The 17,171-nt window shown below is 62.4% G+C and carries 13 protein-coding genes, 1 tRNA gene and 1 pseudogene; 12 read left to right on the top strand and 3 right to left on the bottom strand.

Annotated features, from left to right (window positions below):
- Positions 1-17: 17 nt before the first annotated feature.
- The 4 genes from QF039_RS24170 to QF039_RS24155 all read left to right on the top strand — a co-directional run bounded on the left by QF039_RS24170 (position 18) and on the right by QF039_RS24155 (position 2,482).
- A complete protein-coding gene (locus QF039_RS24170) occupies positions 18-431 on the top strand; it encodes a pilin (RefSeq protein WP_087694624.1) in 414 nt (137 codons plus the stop codon).
- A gap of 135 nt (positions 432-566) precedes the next feature.
- Positions 567-1,928: an O-antigen ligase gene (locus QF039_RS24165; protein WP_307521095.1), complete on the top strand. Its 1,362-nt coding sequence runs from the start codon at positions 567-569 to the stop codon at positions 1,926-1,928.
- Positions 1,929-1,967: 39 nt separating this feature from the next.
- Positions 1,968-2,040 (top strand) — tRNA-Thr (locus QF039_RS24160).
- A gap of 136 nt (positions 2,041-2,176) precedes the next feature.
- Entirely contained in the window at positions 2,177-2,482 is a 306-nt protein-coding gene (locus QF039_RS24155; protein ID WP_008437299.1) for a DUF6388 family protein, read from the top strand.
- Positions 2,483-2,616: 134 nt separating this feature from the next.
- On the opposite strand, the gene nadC is transcribed toward QF039_RS24155, so the two are convergent.
- Positions 2,617-3,465: a carboxylating nicotinate-nucleotide diphosphorylase gene (gene nadC / locus QF039_RS24150; RefSeq protein WP_008437288.1), complete on the bottom strand. Its 849-nt coding sequence runs from the start codon at positions 3,463-3,465 to the stop codon at positions 2,617-2,619.
- Between the two features lie 282 nt (positions 3,466-3,747).
- On the opposite strand from nadC, the gene QF039_RS24145 reads away from it, so the two are divergent.
- The 5 genes and pseudogenes from QF039_RS24145 to QF039_RS33835 all read left to right on the top strand — a co-directional run bounded on the left by QF039_RS24145 (position 3,748) and on the right by QF039_RS33835 (position 9,556).
- Positions 3,748-5,907: a DUF1631 domain-containing protein gene (locus QF039_RS24145; RefSeq protein ID WP_307521092.1), complete on the top strand. Its 2,160-nt coding sequence runs from the start codon at positions 3,748-3,750 to the stop codon at positions 5,905-5,907.
- Between the two features lie 61 nt (positions 5,908-5,968).
- A complete protein-coding gene (ampD, locus tag QF039_RS24140; RefSeq protein WP_003215934.1) occupies positions 5,969-6,532 on the top strand; it encodes a 1,6-anhydro-N-acetylmuramyl-L-alanine amidase AmpD in 564 nt (187 codons plus the stop codon).
- On the top strand, positions 6,529-7,365 hold the full coding sequence (gene ampE / locus QF039_RS24135) for a regulatory signaling modulator protein AmpE (RefSeq protein WP_003215936.1): 837 nt from the start codon (positions 6,529-6,531) through the stop codon (positions 7,363-7,365). The genes ampD and ampE overlap by 4 nt, the downstream gene beginning before the upstream one ends.
- A 193-nt stretch (positions 7,366-7,558) precedes the next feature.
- A pseudogene (locus QF039_RS33840) lies at positions 7,559-8,650 on the top strand (methyl-accepting chemotaxis protein); the annotation flags it as partial.
- Complete coding sequence (locus tag QF039_RS33835; protein ID WP_371135982.1) at positions 8,627-9,556, top strand: methyl-accepting chemotaxis protein; 930 nt, start codon at positions 8,627-8,629, stop codon at positions 9,554-9,556. The pseudogene QF039_RS33840 and the gene QF039_RS33835, both read left to right, overlap by 24 nt.
- A gap of 32 nt (positions 9,557-9,588) precedes the next feature.
- On the opposite strand, the gene QF039_RS24125 is transcribed toward QF039_RS33835, so the two are convergent.
- Complete coding sequence (locus tag QF039_RS24125) at positions 9,589-10,365, bottom strand: TatD family hydrolase (protein WP_134327328.1); 777 nt, start codon at positions 10,363-10,365, stop codon at positions 9,589-9,591.
- Positions 10,366-10,370: 5 nt separating this feature from the next.
- A complete protein-coding gene (gene cra / locus QF039_RS24120; RefSeq protein WP_003215943.1) occupies positions 10,371-11,366 on the bottom strand; it encodes a catabolite repressor/activator in 996 nt (331 codons plus the stop codon).
- A gap of 294 nt (positions 11,367-11,660) precedes the next feature.
- Between cra and ptsP the strand changes: the two genes are divergently transcribed.
- The 3 genes from ptsP to QF039_RS24105 are packed head-to-tail and all read left to right on the top strand — an operon-like array spanning position 11,661 to position 17,164.
- Positions 11,661-14,519 (top strand): phosphoenolpyruvate--protein phosphotransferase, encoded by a 2,859-nt coding sequence (ptsP, locus tag QF039_RS24115; protein WP_307521086.1) that lies wholly within the window; start codon positions 11,661-11,663, stop codon positions 14,517-14,519.
- Positions 14,520-15,440 (top strand): 1-phosphofructokinase, encoded by a 921-nt coding sequence (gene pfkB / locus QF039_RS24110; RefSeq protein ID WP_087694617.1) that lies wholly within the window; start codon positions 14,520-14,522, stop codon positions 15,438-15,440. It begins immediately after the preceding gene.
- 11 nt (positions 15,441-15,451) lie between these two features.
- Positions 15,452-17,164: a PTS fructose-like transporter subunit IIB gene (locus QF039_RS24105; RefSeq protein WP_008437280.1), complete on the top strand. Its 1,713-nt coding sequence runs from the start codon at positions 15,452-15,454 to the stop codon at positions 17,162-17,164.
- Positions 17,165-17,171 lie beyond the last annotated feature (7 nt).

Genomic DNA, 17,171 nt, shown 5'->3' with positions numbered 1-17,171 from the left:
TCTGGAGAGTGAATGTGATGCGTCAGAAAGGTTTTACCTTGATCGAATTGTTGATCGTCGTGGCAATCATCGGCATTTTGGCCACCATCGGCCTGCCCATGTACACCAAGCACCAGGCCAAGGCCAAGTTCACCGCAGGGCTGGCCGAAGTCTCCGCGTTGAAGGCGGGCTTTGAAGACACGCTGAACCAGGGGACGCCACCGACCCTGGCGTTGATTGGCGGGACCAGCCCAACGGCCAACTGCAAGATTGACGTGACCGGCGACATCGCCACCGGTGCTGGCACGATTGCCTGTGAAATCCTCGACGCACCCGCGCCGGTCCTGGGCAAGATCATCACCTTGACCCGTAGCGCCACAACCGGCTGGAAGTGCACCACCACGGCAGAAGACCAATACGCCGCTAAAGGTTGTGCTTCCGGCGGCGCCTGATCATCAGGTCGTCTACTGTTTACGCAGCAAGGAAGAGCGTGTGTGTAAACCGCTCTACGCCCATCACAAGGAAGTAGAGGTTGCCGATGACGTCGTCTGTCCAGCAGCGGGGGAAACATATTCCTCGTCGTGGTTATGTGTCTGCTGATGCTGGCGATCTGCGCGCCTTTCAGTAGTCATGACTGGCAACGTGCGGTGCAGATATGGGTGGCGCTGTGTGCGGTGGTGTATGGGCTGTGCTTGCCGCAGGCAGAGCGATGCGTCGACAGGTCGACAGCGCTCGGGGTGTCGCTGATCGGGGGCGCGGGGCTGGTTTCGGCCCTGTTGGCCCACCAGCCACTCTGGGCGTTGACCGAGCTGGCGCTGCTCATCAGTTGTTGCGCCACTGCTGTGGCTTTCAGCCGGGCCAGGCGCAATGGGGATGAGTCCCTGGATCGTGTATTGGTCCTGTTCGTATTGCTGCTGTGCATGGTTAAAAGCATTCAATATCTGCACGCCGGGGTCCTCGCCTTCACCAGCGGCGAAGCAATCGTGAATACCGATTTGCTGTTGTCCGGGTTCTCCAATAAACGTTTCTACGGTCAGTTCCAGACCTTCACCCTGCCGCTGCTGGCGCTTCCCTTGCTGGCTTCAAACGTCGCTCGTCCAGCGCGGGGCGCAGTGTTCGCCCTGCTGTGTGTCTGGTGGCTGATCGCGATCGGTGGCGGTACCCGCGGCACCTGGCTCGGTATGGGCGCTGCCGGCTGCGTGCTGATGTTCCTGGGGCCGCAGGGGCGCCGTTGGCTGGGCTGGCAGTTGGCGGCACTGGCCTGTGGGTTAGTGTTGTATTGGTTGGTCTTCACGGTGCTGGCAGGGTACTTGGGGATTGTAATTTCCAATGGTGCCGTAGACCGACTGACCACCAGCCTCTCGGGGCGTGGGCCGATATGGTGGCAGGCCTGGAGCATGATTATCGAGCGGCCCTGGCTGGGTTTCGGGCCGATGCATTTTGCCGACATCGCCAATGACATTGCCGCTCACCCCCACCAGGCGATTCTGCAGTGGGCCAGCGAATGGGGCGTACCGTCGACGCTCTGCATGATCGCGTTGGTTGCGTGGGCGGGTTGGTCAACCTTGGGCGTGTTGCGTGAGCGTGCGTTGTCCTTGGCGCCCGTGGACCTGCTGCGCCTGTGCCTGTTTGCTTCGCTGATCGGTGCACTGGCCCAGGCACAGGTGGATGGGGTGATCGTGATGCCGGTGTCGCAACTCTGGCTGGCGCTGGTGGTTGGCTGGCTGATGGGATTGCATGTGTGGCGCGTTCCATCGGTCGCCCCGGTGCCGGCGTTGTACAGGGTGTGGATGGCCGCGAGCGTCGTGGCCGTGGGCTTGCTGGTGTTCGTCGCGATTCGTGACGTGCCCCGACTCACGGAGCGCAGCGAGCGCTACATGGGCCTGGGCAACGGTCACCTGCAGCCACGCTTTTGGGTGCAAGGTGTGATTGCCCTCGAAATGCAGTGAGTTGCCGGACGTCCAAGGCAGTGCTAGCTTTAGCCCACCGCCCGTGTAGCTCAGCCGGTAGAGCAGCGCACTCGTAACGCGAAGGTCGCAGGTTCGATTCCTGTCTCGGGCACAAAGGCAACACAGTTTTCAGATGATCCCAGAATGGTTCTGAAGGCCAGACGAACCGGTATTCATGCCTGTTCTTTTGTATCTGCGCGACCTTGATGACCCAGATGCATCCCCATTCCTCGATCTAAGAGAACGACATGACCACACAAGAAATGACCCAGGAAGCGCGGCACGAAGCAGCCCTCAAAAAGTACGTCGCGGAGTCGCCGGAACTGCTGGATGAGATCAAGGACCTGAGCGCCGATGATCAAAGGGACCAGATCCAATGGGCGTTTGAGGATGAGGCCGAGGCCCAGGGCCTGCAGCCATGGGAACTGACCCTGAAGTACACCTCCACCCCCGAAGCGTTCGAGGCGGCTCGCCTGGCTTTGCACAAGGAAGCGGCCGAGGTGTTGGGTGTCGACTGGAACGAGTATTGCGGGATGAACAATCTCGCGATCTGACACAAGTTTGATGTGGCGAGGGAGCTTGCTCCCGCTGGGTTGCCAAGCGACCCCAAAAACCTTGGGAGCGCTGCGCACTCCAGCGGGAGCAAGCTCCCTCGCCACAAAAGCAGGCGCTTACATTCAAGGGCGTTTCAGAGACTAAGCCGCATCGACAAATCCACCGCCTTCACATCCTTGGTCATCGCCCCGATGGAGATGTAGTCCACGCCGGTTTCAGCGATGGGCAGCAGGGTGCTTTCGTTGATCCCGCCACTGGCCTCCAGCTTGGCTTTGCCGTTGTTCAGGCGCACCGCTTCGCGCATGTCATCCAGGCTCAGCTCATCCAGCATGATGATGTCGGCGCCCGCCGCCAGTGCCTCACGCAGTTCCTCCAGGCTTTCCACTTCGATTTCCACCGGCTTGCCCGGGGCGATCTTGTGGGCGGCGCTGATGGCCTGGGCAATGCCGCCGCAGGCTGCGATATGGTTTTCCTTGATCAGGAACGCGTCATACAGGCCGATGCGGTGGTTGTGGCAACCACCGCAGGTCACTGCATATTTTTGCGCCAGGCGCAGGCCGGGCAGGGTCTTGCGGGTATCCAGCAGCTTGACCTGGGTGGACGCGACAAAGTCCGCCAGGTATTGGGCGCGGGTGGCAACGCCTGACAACAGTTGCAGGAAATTCAGCGCGCAACGCTCGCCACTGAGCAGCGAGCGGGCCGGGCCTTCAAGGTGAAACAGCGCCTGGTTGGGGCTGACACGTTCGCCGTCGCGCACCTGCCAATGCACCGCGACGCGTGGGTCCAATTGGCGAAACACCGCTTCCACCCAGGCCGTGCCGCTGATGACGGCGGCGTCGCGCGTGATGATCGTGGCCTTGGCCAGGCGTTCGGCGGGGATCAGTTGTGCGGTGATATCCCCGCTGCCGATGTCTTCCAGCAGTGCGCGACGCACGTTGGCTTCGATTTCGGCGGTCAGGTCGGCTAGACGAAGATTGGGCATAACAGGCTCCACAAACAAAGTGCCTGGATTATAGGGGCAGGGCGGGCCTGAACCCAAGGCAACTGGCACCACGGGTGCGGTGCGCGATGTTCATTTACACGGCAATCACAGAGTTCGCTGGCGCAACAACCCTCATTTGCAAGATAATCTCGCGCCTTGCAATTGGCGTCATAGCTTTGACGTCACGGTGATAGCCCGATTTTCGCAGTGCCCCGGCGTGCTTCGCGCCGTTGCTGCACCGATCTTTCACACAATCGAATACCGCCGTTTCAGGAGGCCAGGATGCACAATGACGGGAAGGTGGTGCCGATCAATAAGGCACGGGCGACGCCATCGCCGCTCGCCCGCCTGCCGGTGGTGTTGCTCCAGGTCCGTGACAAGGCGGCGCAGCAACTCAGGCAGGGACTGCAGGAGCTGTTTGATAACGCCGACGACACCCTGTTCGAAATGGCCGACAAGACCCGCAGTAACGTCGACCACGGTATTTTCTTTGAAGCCATGCGCGACCTGCGCCTCAAGCGCAAGAATTTCGAGCGTGGCTTCATGGAGCAACTCTACGAAGCGTTTGCCAATCTTGGCAACGTGGAGCGCGGTGAGCTGCAACTGATTCCGGTGGTGTCCTACACCGCGGCGCCCGGGGTCTCGGGCGATGAGCTGGAAAAAGCCGTCGCGCTCGAGGCCATGCTGGGCAAGGTGCTGCGCCATGACGGGCTCGCCCTTGGGCAATTGACAGCCCGGCTGAATGCCTTGCTCGACAAACGCCTGGATGATCGGGACAACCCCCTGGGCCCGGCAATGCTGTGCGCGTTTTTTCTGCAAGCAGGACGCAGCCTTGGCGTGGAAATCCGGGTCAAGCTGATCATTCTCAAGCTGTTTGAGAAATACGTGCTCAGTGACGCTGATCTGTTGTACGGCGAAGCCAATCAGTTGCTGATCGCCACCGGCGTATTGCCCGAACTCAAGGCCGTGCCATCGCGGCGCGCCGTCGCCACGGCCGAGTTGCCTGAAGACACCCCGCCGATTGCCGGACACCCGGCAGACGACAGCGGCCAGGAAGTTTTCGCGGCGTTGCAGGAATTGCTGTCGGCAGTGCGCGGCAGCGTGGCACCCACGCTGGAAGCCAGCGCCGAGACCCAGCCCATCTCCACCCGTGACTTGCTGCGCCTGCTCTCCCATTTGCAGCAATATGTGCCTGAGCCTGAGGTCGAGGACGATTTCGACCTGCGCAACCAGCTTGAACAATTGCTGACCCGGGTCAGCGTCAAGAGCGGCAAGTCTCGGGTGGTGGAGGATGCGGACGAGGATGTGATCAACCTGATCGCCATGCTGTTCGAGTTCATCCTCAATGACGGTACGGTGCCCGAGTCCCTCAAGGCGCTGATCGCGCGCCTGCAGATTCCGATGCTGAAAGTGGCGGTGCTGGACAAGAGTTTTTTCAGCCGCACCAATCACCCGGCGCGACGCTTGCTCAATGAAATCGCTTCGGCGGCCATGGGCTGGAGCCAGCGCGACGATTATCAGCGCGACAGCCTGTACCTGCACATCGAGCAGGTGGTGCAGCGGTTGTTGAATGATTTTGTGGATGATCCGGCAATCTTTTCCCAGTTACTGACCGAGTTCACCGCGTTTACCCATGACGAGCGACGCCGCAGCGAATTGCTGGAGCAACGTACCCGCGATGCGGAAGAAGGGCGCGCCCGTACCGAAATCGCTCGTCAGCGTGTAGCCGAAGCCCTCAATCTGCGGTTGTTGGGCAAAGTTCTGCCCGAGGTCGTGGTGCAGTTCCTGCAACAGGCCTGGAGCCAGGTGCTGTTGCTGGCGTGCCTGAAGCATGGCGAGCACTCGCCACAATGGCTGGCCGGGTTGCGCACCATGGACGAGTTGATCTGGAGTGTCGGCCTCAGCGAAGACACCGAAGCCGGCCGGCACCTGCTGGAGCAGTTGCCAGGCTTGCTGAAAGCCTTGCGCGATGGGTTGAGCGGCGCGGCATTCGATCCCTTCATTACCCGGGAATTTTTCACCCGCTTGCAAACCCTGCATGTCCAGTCGTTCCGGGGCAGTGCCGAGGAACAACCGTCGCTGTCGCAAGTCGAGGTGCGCGAGGCATTCGTCCTCAGTCCCGCGGCACCGGCCATCGAGGCGAGCCTGCCGGAAGATGATCCCGACCTGCTCAAGGTTCGCCAACTGCGGATCGGTTGCTGGGTGGAATTTCAGGAAGACGCCGAAAACACCCTGCGTTGCAAGCTGACGGCGATTATTGCGCCGGGCAATACCTGCATTTTCGTCAATCGAACCGGCCTCAAGGTATTGGAAAAAAATCCGCTTGAACTGGCCCTGGAGTTCAAGCGCGGCGCGGTGCGAACCCTGGATGATGCGCTGTTGTTCGACCGCGCCCTGGCTTCGGTGATTGGCAACCTGCGCCAACTTCATCGCGCCAAGTGATCGCAACCAGACAGCGGAACGCGGCATACTGAGTCACCCCAGCCTCGTTCAAGGAACCAGTATGCAGTTGGACCCCGCCAGCGGTTGGTGCCAGGGCATTCGCCATTGCCCCTCGCCCAACTTCAACGAGCGCCCCGGTGGCGAGATTTCCCTGTTGGTGGTGCACAACATCAGCCTGCCACCGGCGCAATTCGCCACCGGCAAGGTGCACGAGTTTTTCCAGAATCGCCTGGATGTCACGGAACATCCCTACTTTGAAGGTATTGCCGACCTACGGGTTTCTGCGCATTTTCTGATTGAGCGTGATGGCGCGGTGACGCAGTTTGTCTCGTGCCGGGACCGGGCCTGGCATGCCGGGGTATCGAGCTTCGAGGGGCGTGAGACGTGTAACGACTTTTCCCTGGGGATCGAGCTGGAGGGCACTGATGACCTGCCCTTCACCGATGCCCAGTATCAATCCCTGATCGCCCTGACGCGCCAGTTGCTGGCGGCGTACACGGGCATTACCCGCCAGCGCATTTGTGGCCATAGCGATATCGCCCCGGGACGCAAGACCGACCCCGGACCCGAATTTGATTGGGCGCGCTTTCGCAGCGCCTTGCAGGATGGAGGACACGCACAATGAGTTTTCTGGTGTTGGTGCTGGCGGTATGGATCGAGAAGTTCTCGGCCCTGCGTCACCGAATACAACGTGATGGCGGTTGGTTGCGGGAACTGGCCAAGCTGGAGTCGAGCGCCAGCCTGGGCAAGCAGCCGTGGCTGATCCTCACATTGCTGGTGCTGCTGCCGGTGGCTTTGCTTGCGCTGTTGTTGCTGGTGCTGGAGCCAGTGGCCTATGGCCTGTTGGCGCTGCCGGTGCACCTGCTGGTGGTGATCTACAGCCTGGGCCGTGGCGATCTCCTGGCCGGATTGGGCCCGTTCCGTGATGCCTGGCGCCGGGGTGACCTGCAGGCGGCCGAACATGTGGCCGAACGTGACTTGAGCATCAGCGCCGACAGTGGTGAGCAGTTGCTGGAGCGGGTCCAGGGCCATCTGTTGTGGCAGGCCTACCAAAGCTTCTTCGCGGTGATTTTCTGGTACTTCCTCCTCGGGCCGGTGGCCGCCCTGGCCTACCGTCTGCTGGCGCTGGCGACCGAGAACAGCAAGAACCCGCTGGTGGCCGAGCGTGCCGGGCAATTGCGCCATGCCTTCGACTGGTTGCCGGTACGTTTGCTGGCGGCGAGTTTCGCCCTGGTCGGCAACTTTGTGGCGGTCGGCCGGGTGATGCTGCATGAGCTGCTGAGCTGGGACATCAGTGCTGCGCAACTGGTGGAGAAGGTGGGCCTGGTGGCCGCGGAGATCCCGCCACCGGTGGTAGGCGCCGAGGGCATCAACAGCCTTGATCGTATCTGGGAGTTGCTGCTGCGTGCCGCCGTGCTGTGGTACGCCGGCTTTGCCATCTGGACCGTGCTGCCCTGATTTGCCCCCCCTGTAGGAGCGGGCAAGCTCGCTCCTACCTCGTTAACCTTAAGTTACAAACCTCCTTTTCGAATTGAGCTATACAGACAGAGCGCCAAATAGTGGCTATCTGCCGCCGCCCTGCGCCCTCAATAAAAATAAAAGAAAAGGGAGTTCACCTGTGAAGAGCTTGCTCTATCCCGCCGTCGCGTTCATGAACCGCCTGACCTTCGGCATGAAGTTCAGCCTTATCAGCGTGCTGTTCCTGTTGCCGATGCTGGCCACCAACTACTACCTGGTGCGCGATTCCTGGCGTGAATTCCAGGGCACTCGCATCGAGCTGCAAAGCCTCGACCTGCTGGGCAGCAGCCTGGCCCTGCGCCGCGACCTGGAAACCCTGAACAACCAGGTACAGATCAACGCAACCCTCGGCCAATCAGGCAAGGCCGGTGATATCGAAAACAAAATCACCGCCCTCGAAGACAGCCTGCTGCAGCGCCTGCAAAGCTTCCACGCCCTGTCCGCCGACCCAGAACAGGCCGCCGCCTTCGAAGCCAAGCGCGATGAAATGATCGCCGCCTTCAAGGCCCAGCAACAGGAAACTTCACTGCTCAGCAAAAGCGCGCTGATCGGCAAACTCCTCAACAAGGCGCAGATGCTCAGCCAGATCATCGCCAGCCAGTCGGGTTTGAGCCGTGACCCCCAAGGCGACCTGCGCCAACTCAGTGAACTGATCACCAGCGTCACCCCGCAAGTCACCCAGACCCTGGGGGAAGGCCGGGCCATGGGGGCTTATTCGTTGGGCCAGGGTTTTCTCAATTCGTCGTCCAGCACTCGTTTTGACGAGCTGCTGCAGCAACTGGAAAAGCTCCAGGCGGAATACGGCCTGAAACTGCAGGATGCCCTCGGCTCCAGCAAGCCCGCCCACGCAGCATTGGCGAGCCTGGCGGACGCGAGCAAGGCCAGCCTCAAGCAAGGCAGTGAGTTGTTCGAAGAGCAGGTCGTGGTGGCCGAAACCCTCGACGCCCCATGGCAAGGCTTCTACGACGACGTCAGCACGTTGATGGCCAAGACCTATCAGCTCGACGAAGCCACCCTGACCTTTCTCGAGCAGCAACTGGAGCAACGCCTGTCAGAAAACCGCACGCACATGATCGGATTGGTGGCGGCACTGGCGTCGGTGTTTTTGCTGATCTTCTATTTGTATGCCGGTTTCTACGCCTCCACCCGCACCACCTTGCGCCGCCTGGGGGCGACGATGGACAAGGTGGCGGCCGGTGACATGACCGTCACCTTCATCGCCCACAGCCGCGACGAACTGGGGGATTTGGGCCAGGTGTTCAACGCTACCGTGGCCAAGATCCATGACCTGATCGAGCGGGTAGGGCATACCGTCAACCAGGTCGAACACCAGGCCGGGCAAGTGGAGTCGGTCTCGGCCAGCAGCAACCAGGCCGTGTCCGGCCAACGCAGCCAGATCGAGCAAGTGGCGACCGCCATGAACCAGATGTCCTCCACTGCCCAGGAAGTGGCGCGCAGTGCAGCGGCGGCGGTCAGCAGCGCCCACAGCGTCAACGATGAAACCGTCAGCGGACGCGGCCTGGTGCAGTCCCAGCAAGGCAGTATCGCGGCGTTGGCTTCGGAGATCGATCAATCGGTACGGGTCATCAACCAATTGGCCATCGACAGCCAATCCATCAGTCGCGTACTGGAAGTGATCAAGAGCATTGCTGAACAGACCAATCTGCTGGCGTTGAATGCCGCCATCGAGGCCGCGCGCGCGGGTGAGCAAGGACGCGGTTTCGCCGTGGTGGCCGATGAAGTGCGCACTTTGGCCCGGCGCACCCAGCACTCCACCGAAGAGATCGAGCAGATGATTGCCAAGCTCCACAGCGGTGTCGGCGCTGCGGTGAAGGCCATGGGCACCAGCCACGAGATGGCCAATGGCACGGTGGGGCAGTCGGAAAAAGTCCAGCAGGCCCTCGAAAACATCCTCGGCGCGGTAGGCATGATCGTCGACCAGAACCAGCAGATTGCCGCCGCCGTCGAACAGCAGACTGCCGTGGCCCATGACATCGATCAGAACATCGTCGAGATCAATCGCGCCGGTGAACATGCAGCGCAGGGCGCGCACCAGACTGAAGAGGCCAGCCGGCAGTTGTCCTTGCAAGTGATCGAGCTGAAGCAGTTGATCGGGGCCTTTCGAGTGTGAGGCATGGCCAGGCATGCATCGGGGATGGGCCCCTACCAGTTGAACAGTTCGCAGGCATTGCGGGTGCTCGCCTCGGCCAGCGCTGAGGAGCTGATGCCCATGCGCTCCGCCAGGGCGGCACAGATGTCTGGCAGGTGTTCGGGGCTGTTGCGCTGGCCGGGGTACATCACGGGGGCCATGTCCGGTGAGTCGGTTTCCAGCACCACGCTTTCCAGCGGCAGCCGGGCGATCACCTTGTGCATGCGCAGGGCTTGCGGCCACGTGGCCGCGCCGCCCAGGCCCAGTTTGAAGCCGAGCTTGATGTACTCGCGGGCCTCTTCCTGGCTGCCGGCAAACGCGTGGATGATTCCGCCCCGTGGCAGCCGAATGCGCTTGAGGGTGGCGATCACGGCAGCGTGGCTGCGGCGCACATGCAGCAACGCCGGCAGTTGGAAATCCACCGCCAGCTTCAGTTGCGCTTCAAACAGGCTTTGCTGGCGTTCGCGGTCCAGCTGTTCGAGGAAATAATCCAGGCCGATTTCGCCCACCGCGCACAGTTGCCGGTGGCCGTTCAGGCGGGTCAGCCAGTCGCCCAGTTCCGTCAGGTCGGCGGGGCGATGGTCGTCGAGATACACCGGGTGCAGGCCGAAGGCGGCGAATAAATCCGCGTCGGTTTGCACCAGGTCCCACAACCGTTGCCAATTCTGCTGATAGACCCCGAGCACCACCATCCTGCGCACGCCCAGGCGGCGACTGCGGCTCAGGACTTCGCGGCGGTCCGTATCGAAGTCCGGAAAATCCAGATGGGTGTGGCTGTCGATCAGCTCCACACCGCTTACTCCGAGTGAATCCGCTGCTTGAACGTACGGCCGATGGCATGCACGCCGGGTTCGTAGTGCTGTTCTTCAATGGCCGCCAGCGCCAGGCGCAGCGCGGTGTCGGCAATCAACTGATGCTGCTGGGCCATGGCATTCACCGGCAGTGGCAGGAAATCCAGCAGTTGGGTGTCGCCAAACGTCCCCAGTCGCAGTGGCCGGGATTTGAGCGGGAAGTCATGCAGCGCGTCAAACACCCCTTGCAGCAGGACGTAGGACGTAGTCACCAGTGCGTCAGGCAAATGCCCCAGGCTTTGCAGCAACTGCTCCATCAGCTGTCGGCCACAGTCGCGGCTGAACGACTCGCCTTGTTCGATCAGCACTTCGCCGCTGAAGTCTTTCAGCGCTTGCTTGAAACCGGCGGTACGTTCCTGGCTGATGCTCAGCTCTGGCCGCGCGCCGATCAACACGATCTGCTTGGGCAGCGGGTGCAGCAGGCTGCTGGTCAATTGCTGGCAGGCCTGGCGATCATCGCTGACCACCGAGCAAAACTGCGTAGACTCCATCACCCGGTCGATGGCGATCACCGGCAAACCCTTGGCTTGCAGTTCGCGGTAACTGTCGTCGGTGGCCGGCAGGCAGCTGGCGACAAACAGCGCATCGCAACGGCGGGCGCGGAACAGTTGCAGCAGTTGCCGCTCACTGTTGGCGTCGTCGTCGGAGCTGGCGATCAGCAATTGATAGCCGCGGGCACGGGCGCCTTGTTCGAGCAGCTTGGCGATGCGTGCGTAACTGGGGTTTTCCAGGTCCGGCAGGATAAAACCCAGGGTACGGGTGTGCCGGCTGCGCAGCCCGGCGGCCTGGGGGTTGGGCGTAAAGCCATGTTCTTCAACCACGGCGCGCACCCGTTCGACGGTTGCGCTGCTGATCCGTTGCTGTTCGGCCTTGCCATTGATGACGTAGCTGGCGGTGGTCACAGACACACCGGCAATGCGCGCGATATCACTGAGTTTCAAACCGGGATTTCCTTGTTTTTTAGAGCTTGCCCCGACATTTTGTCCAATCGTAACCGATTACTGCAGGCGACCATTGTCGCAACTCAATAGCCGAGTGGCTCTTCAATCATGGGGAATTAACGCGTAATCTGCCATAAATTCTAGATTAAACGTTTCAGCAAGCGTATTTTTACGATTATCGCGACGATTGTGGTCCTGCCAACTGACCACTCAGTCAATTTTATTCGAACGCTTTTGCACTGATTTATTCAAAATAATACCTAGTGCGCCCGCCGCACTAACTAGGAGAACGGCATGCTTGAGCTCACCCACGAGCAGATATCCATGGGCCAGACGGCTGTGGATAAGTCTGCTGCCTTGCAACTGCTCGCTGAAAAACTGGTGGCCGATGGCCTGGTCGCCGAGGGTTACCTCAGTGGCTTGCAAGCGCGTGAAGCCCAAGGCTCGACCTTTCTCGGCCAGGGTATCGCCATCCCCCACGGCACCCCCGAAACACGCGACCAGGTGTTCGCCACCGGCGTGCGCCTGCTGCAATTTCCCGACGGCGTGGATTGGGGCGATGGCCAGATCGTTTACCTGGCGATCGGCATTGCCGCCAAATCCGACGAACACCTGCGCCTGCTGCAACTGCTGACCCGTGCCCTCGGCGAGACCGACCTGGGCCAGGCCCTGCGCCGCGCCAGTTCTGCCGAGGCCTTGCTGAAACTGCTGCAAGGTGCGCCGCAGGAGCTGGCGCTGGACGCACAGATGATTGGCCTGGGCGTGTCGGCTGATGATTTCGAAGAACTGGTGTGGAGAGGCGCACGCCTGCTGCGCCAGGCCGATTGCGTGAGCAATGGCTTTGCCGCCGTGCTGCAACAAGTCGACGCGCTGCCCCTGGGCGATGGCCTGTGGTGGTTGCACAGCGAGCAGACGGTGAAGCGTCCCGGCCTGGCCTTTGTCACTCCGGACAAACCCATGCGTTACCTGGGCCAGCCCTTGAGCGGCCTGTTCTGCCTGGCCAGCCTCGGCGAGGCCCACCAGACCTTGCTCGAACGCCTGTGTGCCTTGCTGATCGAAGGCCGTGGCCAGGAACTCGGCCGCGCCACCAGCAGCCGCGCCGTATTGGAAGTGCTCGGCGGTGAACTGCCCGCCGACTGGCCAAGCGTGCGCATTGCCCTGGCCAACGCCCACGGGCTGCATGCGCGCCCGGCGAAGATCCTCGCGCAATTGGCGAAAAGTTTTGCCGGTGAAATCCGTGTGCGCATCGTCGATGGAGACGTCGGCGCGGTATCGGTAAAAAGCCTGAGCAAGTTGCTCAGCCTCGGTGCGCGTCGCGGCCAGGTACTGGAGTTTGTCGCCGAGCCAACTATTGCCGGTGACGCCTTGCCCGCCTTGCTGGCGGCAGTGGAAGACGGCCTCGGCGAAGAAGTCGAGCCGCTGCCGGCAGTCAGCGCCCAACAAGCCGTGGTCGAGATCGAACCGGTGATCAGCGCGCCAGTGTCCGGCAGCCTGATCCAGGCCATCGCCGCCGCCCCCGGCATTGCGATTGGCCCGGCGCATATCCAGGTGCTGCAACCTTTCGAATACCCGCTGCGCGGCGAGTCGCCGGTGATCGAGCGCCAGCGCCTGCACGCGGCGTTGGCCGACGTGCGCCGGGACATCCAGGGCCTGATCGAGCGCAGCAAGTCCAAGGCCATCCGCGAGATCTTCATCACCCACCAGGAGATGCTCGACGACCCGGAACTGACCGACGAAGTCGAGACGCGCCTCAAGCAGGGCGAAAGCGCCGAAGCCGCGTGGATGAGCGTGATCGAAGCCGCCGCCAAACAGCAGGAGTCGCTGCAGGACGCCTTGCTCGCCGAGCGCGCTGCCGATCTGCGTGACATTGGCCGCCGTGTGCTGGCGCAACTGTGCGGCGTCGAAACCGCCCAGGAGCCGGACGAACCCTACATCCTGGTGATGGACGAAGTGGGTCCCTCGGACGTGGCGCGCCTGGACCCGGTGCGTGTCGCCGGCATCCTCACTGCCCGTGGCGGCGCCACCGCCCACAGCGCCATCGTCGCCCGTGCTTTGGGCATTCCCGCGCTGGTGGGTGCAGGCCCTGCTGTATTGCTGTTGGCTTCGGGCACGCCGTTGTTGCTGGATGGCCAGCGCGGTCGCCTGCATGTGGACGCCGACGCCGCCACCTTGCAGCGCGCCACCGTCGAACGCGACACCCGCGAACAACGTCTGCAAGCCGCCGCCGCGCAACGCCATGAACCGGCCCTGACCCGCGATGGCCATGCCGTCGAAGTGTTCGCCAATATCGGCGAAAGCGCCGGGGTTGCCGGCGCGGTGGAGCAGGGCGCCGAAGGTATCGGCCTGCTGCGCACCGAACTGATTTTCATGGCCCACAAACAAGCGCCCGACGAGGCCACCCAGGAAGCCGAATACCGCCGCGTGCTCGACGGCCTGGGCGGTCGGCCGCTGGTGGTACGCACCCTTGATGTGGGCGGTGACAAACCGCTGCCTTACTGGCCGATCGCCAAGGAAGAAAACCCCTTCCTCGGCGTGCGCGGCATCCGCCTGACCCTGCAACGCCCGCAGATCATGGAAGCGCAATTGCGCGCGCTGTTGCGTTCGGCAGACAACCGTCCACTGCGCATCATGTTCCCGATGGTTGGCAGTGTTGACGAGTGGCGCCAGGCCCGGGACATGACCGAGCGCCTGCGCCTGGAAATCCCGGTGGCCGACCTGCAACTGGGGATCATGATCGAAGTGCCGTCGGCCGCGTTGCTGGCGCCGGTACTGGCCAAGGAAGTGGACTTCTTCAGCGTCGGCACCAACGACCTGACCCAATACACCCTGGCCATCGACCGTGGCCATCCGACGCTGTCGGCCCAGGCTGACGGCCTGCATCCGGCGGTGTTGCAACTGATCGACATCACCGTGCGCGCCGCCCATGCCCATGGCAAATGGGTCGGCGTGTGCGGCGAGCTGGCAGCCGACCCGTTGGCAGTTCCGGTGCTGATCGGCCTGGGAGTGGATGAGCTGAGCGTCTCGGCGCGCAGCATCCCCGAGGTCAAGGCACGGGTGCGTGAATTCAGTCTGAGCGAGGCCCAGGGCCTGGCACGAAAAGCCCTGGCGGTGGGTTCTCCCGCCGAAGTGCGTGCGCTTGTGGAGGCCGTGTAAATGGCAAGGATTTTAAGCCTGACGCTGAACCCGGCGTTGGACCTGACGGTGCGCCTGGCGCGCCTGGAACCGGGCGAGGTCAATCGCAGCGAAGCGATGATCACCCACGCTGCCGGCAAGGGCGTGAACGTGGCCCAGGTGCTGGCCGACCTTGGTCATCAGGTGACCGTGGGCGGCTTTCTTGGTGAGGACAATCCTCAAGCGTTCGAGATGCTGATTGCCCGTCGTGGTTTTACCGATGCGTTTATTCGGGTGCCGGGAGAAACCCGCAGCAATATCAAGATCGCCGAGCAGGACGGGCGGGTCACGGATGTCAATGCGCCGGGCCCGCTGGTCAGCGAGCAGGCGCAACACGCACTGCTTGAGCAACTGGCGCGGATTGCTCCGGGCTACGACGCCGTCGTCGTGGCCGGCAGCCTGCCACGCGGCATCACCCCTCAGTGGTTCCAGGGCCTGCTGCAGCAACTGAAAAACCTCGGCTTGAAAGTCGCCCTGGACACCAGCGGCGAAGCGCTGCGCGCTGGATTGAACGCCGGCCCGTGGTTGGTCAAACCCAATACCGAAGAACTGGCCGATGCCCTCGGTCATTCCACAGATGCCATCCGCCAACTGCATCGGCAAGGTGTGGAGCATGTGGTGGTCTCCGACGGTGCCGCGGGTGTGAGCTGGTACAGCCCGGATACCGCGCTGCACGCCACGCCGCCCAAGGTAACCGTGGCCAGTACCGTAGGCGCCGGCGACTCGCTGCTGGCCGGGATGCTTCACGGTTTGCTCAGTGGCGATACGCCGGAGCAGACCCTGGGCCGCGCCACCGCCATTGCCGCGATGGCGGTCACGCAGATCGGCTTTGGCATCACCGACGAAGCGCAGCTTGAGACTTTGCAGAGCGGCGTCCACGTGCGCCCGCTGACAGAACAATAAGAGGGTTGGTCATGAAGTTAGCCATTGTTACTGCCTGCCCGAACGGCATGGTCACCAGTGTGCTGTGCGCCCGCTTGCTGGATGCCGCCGCGCAACGCCAGGGCTGGAGCACCAGCGTCGAAGTGGTCGACGTGCAGCATCCGGAACGCCAATTGTCGGCGGCCACCATTGAAGCCGCCGAGTGGGTATTGCTGGTCAGCAGCACGCCGGTGGACATGCAGCGTTTTGTCGGCAAACGCGTATTCCGCAGCACGCCAGCCCAGGCGTTGCAGGATGTGGACGCGGTGTTGCGTCGCGGAGCCGAGGAGGCCCAGGTGCAGGTAGCTGACGCGGCACCGGCGAAAAGCACGCCGCGTATCGTCGCGATCACCGCGTGCCCGACCGGCGTCGCCCACACCTTCATGGCTGCCGAAGCGTTGCAGCAAACCGCCAAGCGCCTCGGGTATGACTTGCAGGTGGAAACCCAGGGCTCCGTGGGCGCCCGCACGCCGCTGAGTCCCGAGGCGATTCGTGACGCCGACGTGGTGCTGCTCGCCGCCGACATCGAAGTCGCCACCGAGCGCTTTGCCGGCAAGAAAATCTATCGCTGCGGCACCGGGATCGCGCTCAAGCAATCCGAGGCGACCCTCAACAAGGCGCTGGCCGAAGGCAAGCAGGAATCCGCTGCCAGTGGTGCCGCTGCCAAACCGGAGAAGACCGGTGTCTACAAACACTTGCTCACCGGCGTGTCGTTCATGCTGCCGATGGTGGTGGCGGGCGGTCTGCTGATCGCCCTGTCATTCGTGTTCGGCATTCATGCCTTTGAAGAAAAAGGCACTCTTGCCGCCGCGCTGAAAACCGTCGGCGACCAGGCGTTCATGCTGATGGTGCCGCTGCTGGCGGGTTACATCGCCTACTCGATTGCCGACCGTCCTGGATTGGCCCCCGGCATGATCGGCGGTCTGCTGGCCAGCACTTTGGGCGCGGGGTTTATCGGCGGGATCTTCGCCGGCTTTCTCGCCGGCTACTGCGTCAAATTCATCAGCCGCGCGATCCGTTTGCCCCAGAGCCTGGAAGCCCTCAAGCCGATCCTGATCATCCCGTTGCTGGCGAGTCTGTTCACCGGCCTGGCGATGATTTACCTGGTAGGGCCGCCGGTGGCGAAGATGCTCACCGGGCTCACGGATTTCCTCAGCACCATGGGCACCACCAACGCCGTGCTGCTGGGCATCTTGCTGGGCGGCATGATGTGCGTCGACCTCGGTGGCCCGATCAACAAGGCGGCCTACGCGTTTTCCGTCGGCCTGCTGGCGGCGCAAAGCGGTGCCCCCATGGCCGCGACCATGGCTGCCGGCATGGTGCCGCCGATTGGCATGGGCATCGCCACCTTCCTGGCGCGGCGCAAGTTCGCCCAGACCGAGCGTGAAGCCGGCAAGGCCGCGCTGATCCTCGGCATGTGCTTTATCTCTGAAGGCGCAATTCCGTTTGCTGCCAAGGACCCGCTGCGGGTAATCCCGGCAAGCATCGCTGGCGGCGCGCTGACCGGTGCGCTGTCGATGTATTTCGGCTGCAAGCTGATGGCGCCCCATGGTGGATTGTTTGTGATGCTGATCCCGAATGCGATCAACCATGCGCTGCTGTACCTGCTGGCGATTGTGGCGGGGAGTTTGTTGACCGCTGTGGTGTATGCCTTCCTCAAACGCCCGGAGACCGTAGAGCTTTCTGTCGCACCCGCCCAGGCATAACTCGGTT

It is taken from the genome of Pseudomonas sp. W2I6 (assembly GCF_030815935.1).
Taxonomy (GTDB): domain Bacteria; phylum Pseudomonadota; class Gammaproteobacteria; order Pseudomonadales; family Pseudomonadaceae; genus Aquipseudomonas.
The sequence above is the reverse complement of the archived record's forward strand: the minus strand, read 5'-3'. Positions and strand labels throughout refer to the sequence as shown.

What these genes read in the sequence shown, in the direction of transcription:
- QF039_RS24170 (WP_087694624.1), top strand. Translation starts at nt 18, where the DNA reads ATGCGTCAGAAAGGTTTTACCTTGATCGAATTGTTGATCGTCGTGGCA.
- QF039_RS24165 (WP_307521095.1), top strand. Translation starts at nt 567, where the DNA reads ATGTGTCTGCTGATGCTGGCGATCTGCGCGCCTTTCAGTAGTCATGAC.
- QF039_RS24155 (WP_008437299.1), top strand. Translation starts at nt 2,177, where the DNA reads ATGACCACACAAGAAATGACCCAGGAAGCGCGGCACGAAGCAGCCCTC.
- nadC (WP_008437288.1), bottom strand. Translation starts at nt 3,465, where the DNA reads ATGCCCAATCTTCGTCTAGCCGACCTGACCGCCGAAATCGAAGCCAAC.
- QF039_RS24145 (WP_307521092.1), top strand. Translation starts at nt 3,748, where the DNA reads ATGCACAATGACGGGAAGGTGGTGCCGATCAATAAGGCACGGGCGACG.
- ampD (WP_003215934.1), top strand. Translation starts at nt 5,969, where the DNA reads ATGCAGTTGGACCCCGCCAGCGGTTGGTGCCAGGGCATTCGCCATTGC.
- ampE (WP_003215936.1), top strand. Translation starts at nt 6,529, where the DNA reads ATGAGTTTTCTGGTGTTGGTGCTGGCGGTATGGATCGAGAAGTTCTCG.
- QF039_RS33835 (WP_371135982.1), top strand. Translation starts at nt 8,627, where the DNA reads ATGACCGTCACCTTCATCGCCCACAGCCGCGACGAACTGGGGGATTTG.
- ptsP (WP_307521086.1), top strand. Translation starts at nt 11,661, where the DNA reads ATGCTTGAGCTCACCCACGAGCAGATATCCATGGGCCAGACGGCTGTG.
- pfkB (WP_087694617.1), top strand. Translation starts at nt 14,520, where the DNA reads ATGGCAAGGATTTTAAGCCTGACGCTGAACCCGGCGTTGGACCTGACG.
- QF039_RS24105 (WP_008437280.1), top strand. Translation starts at nt 15,452, where the DNA reads ATGAAGTTAGCCATTGTTACTGCCTGCCCGAACGGCATGGTCACCAGT.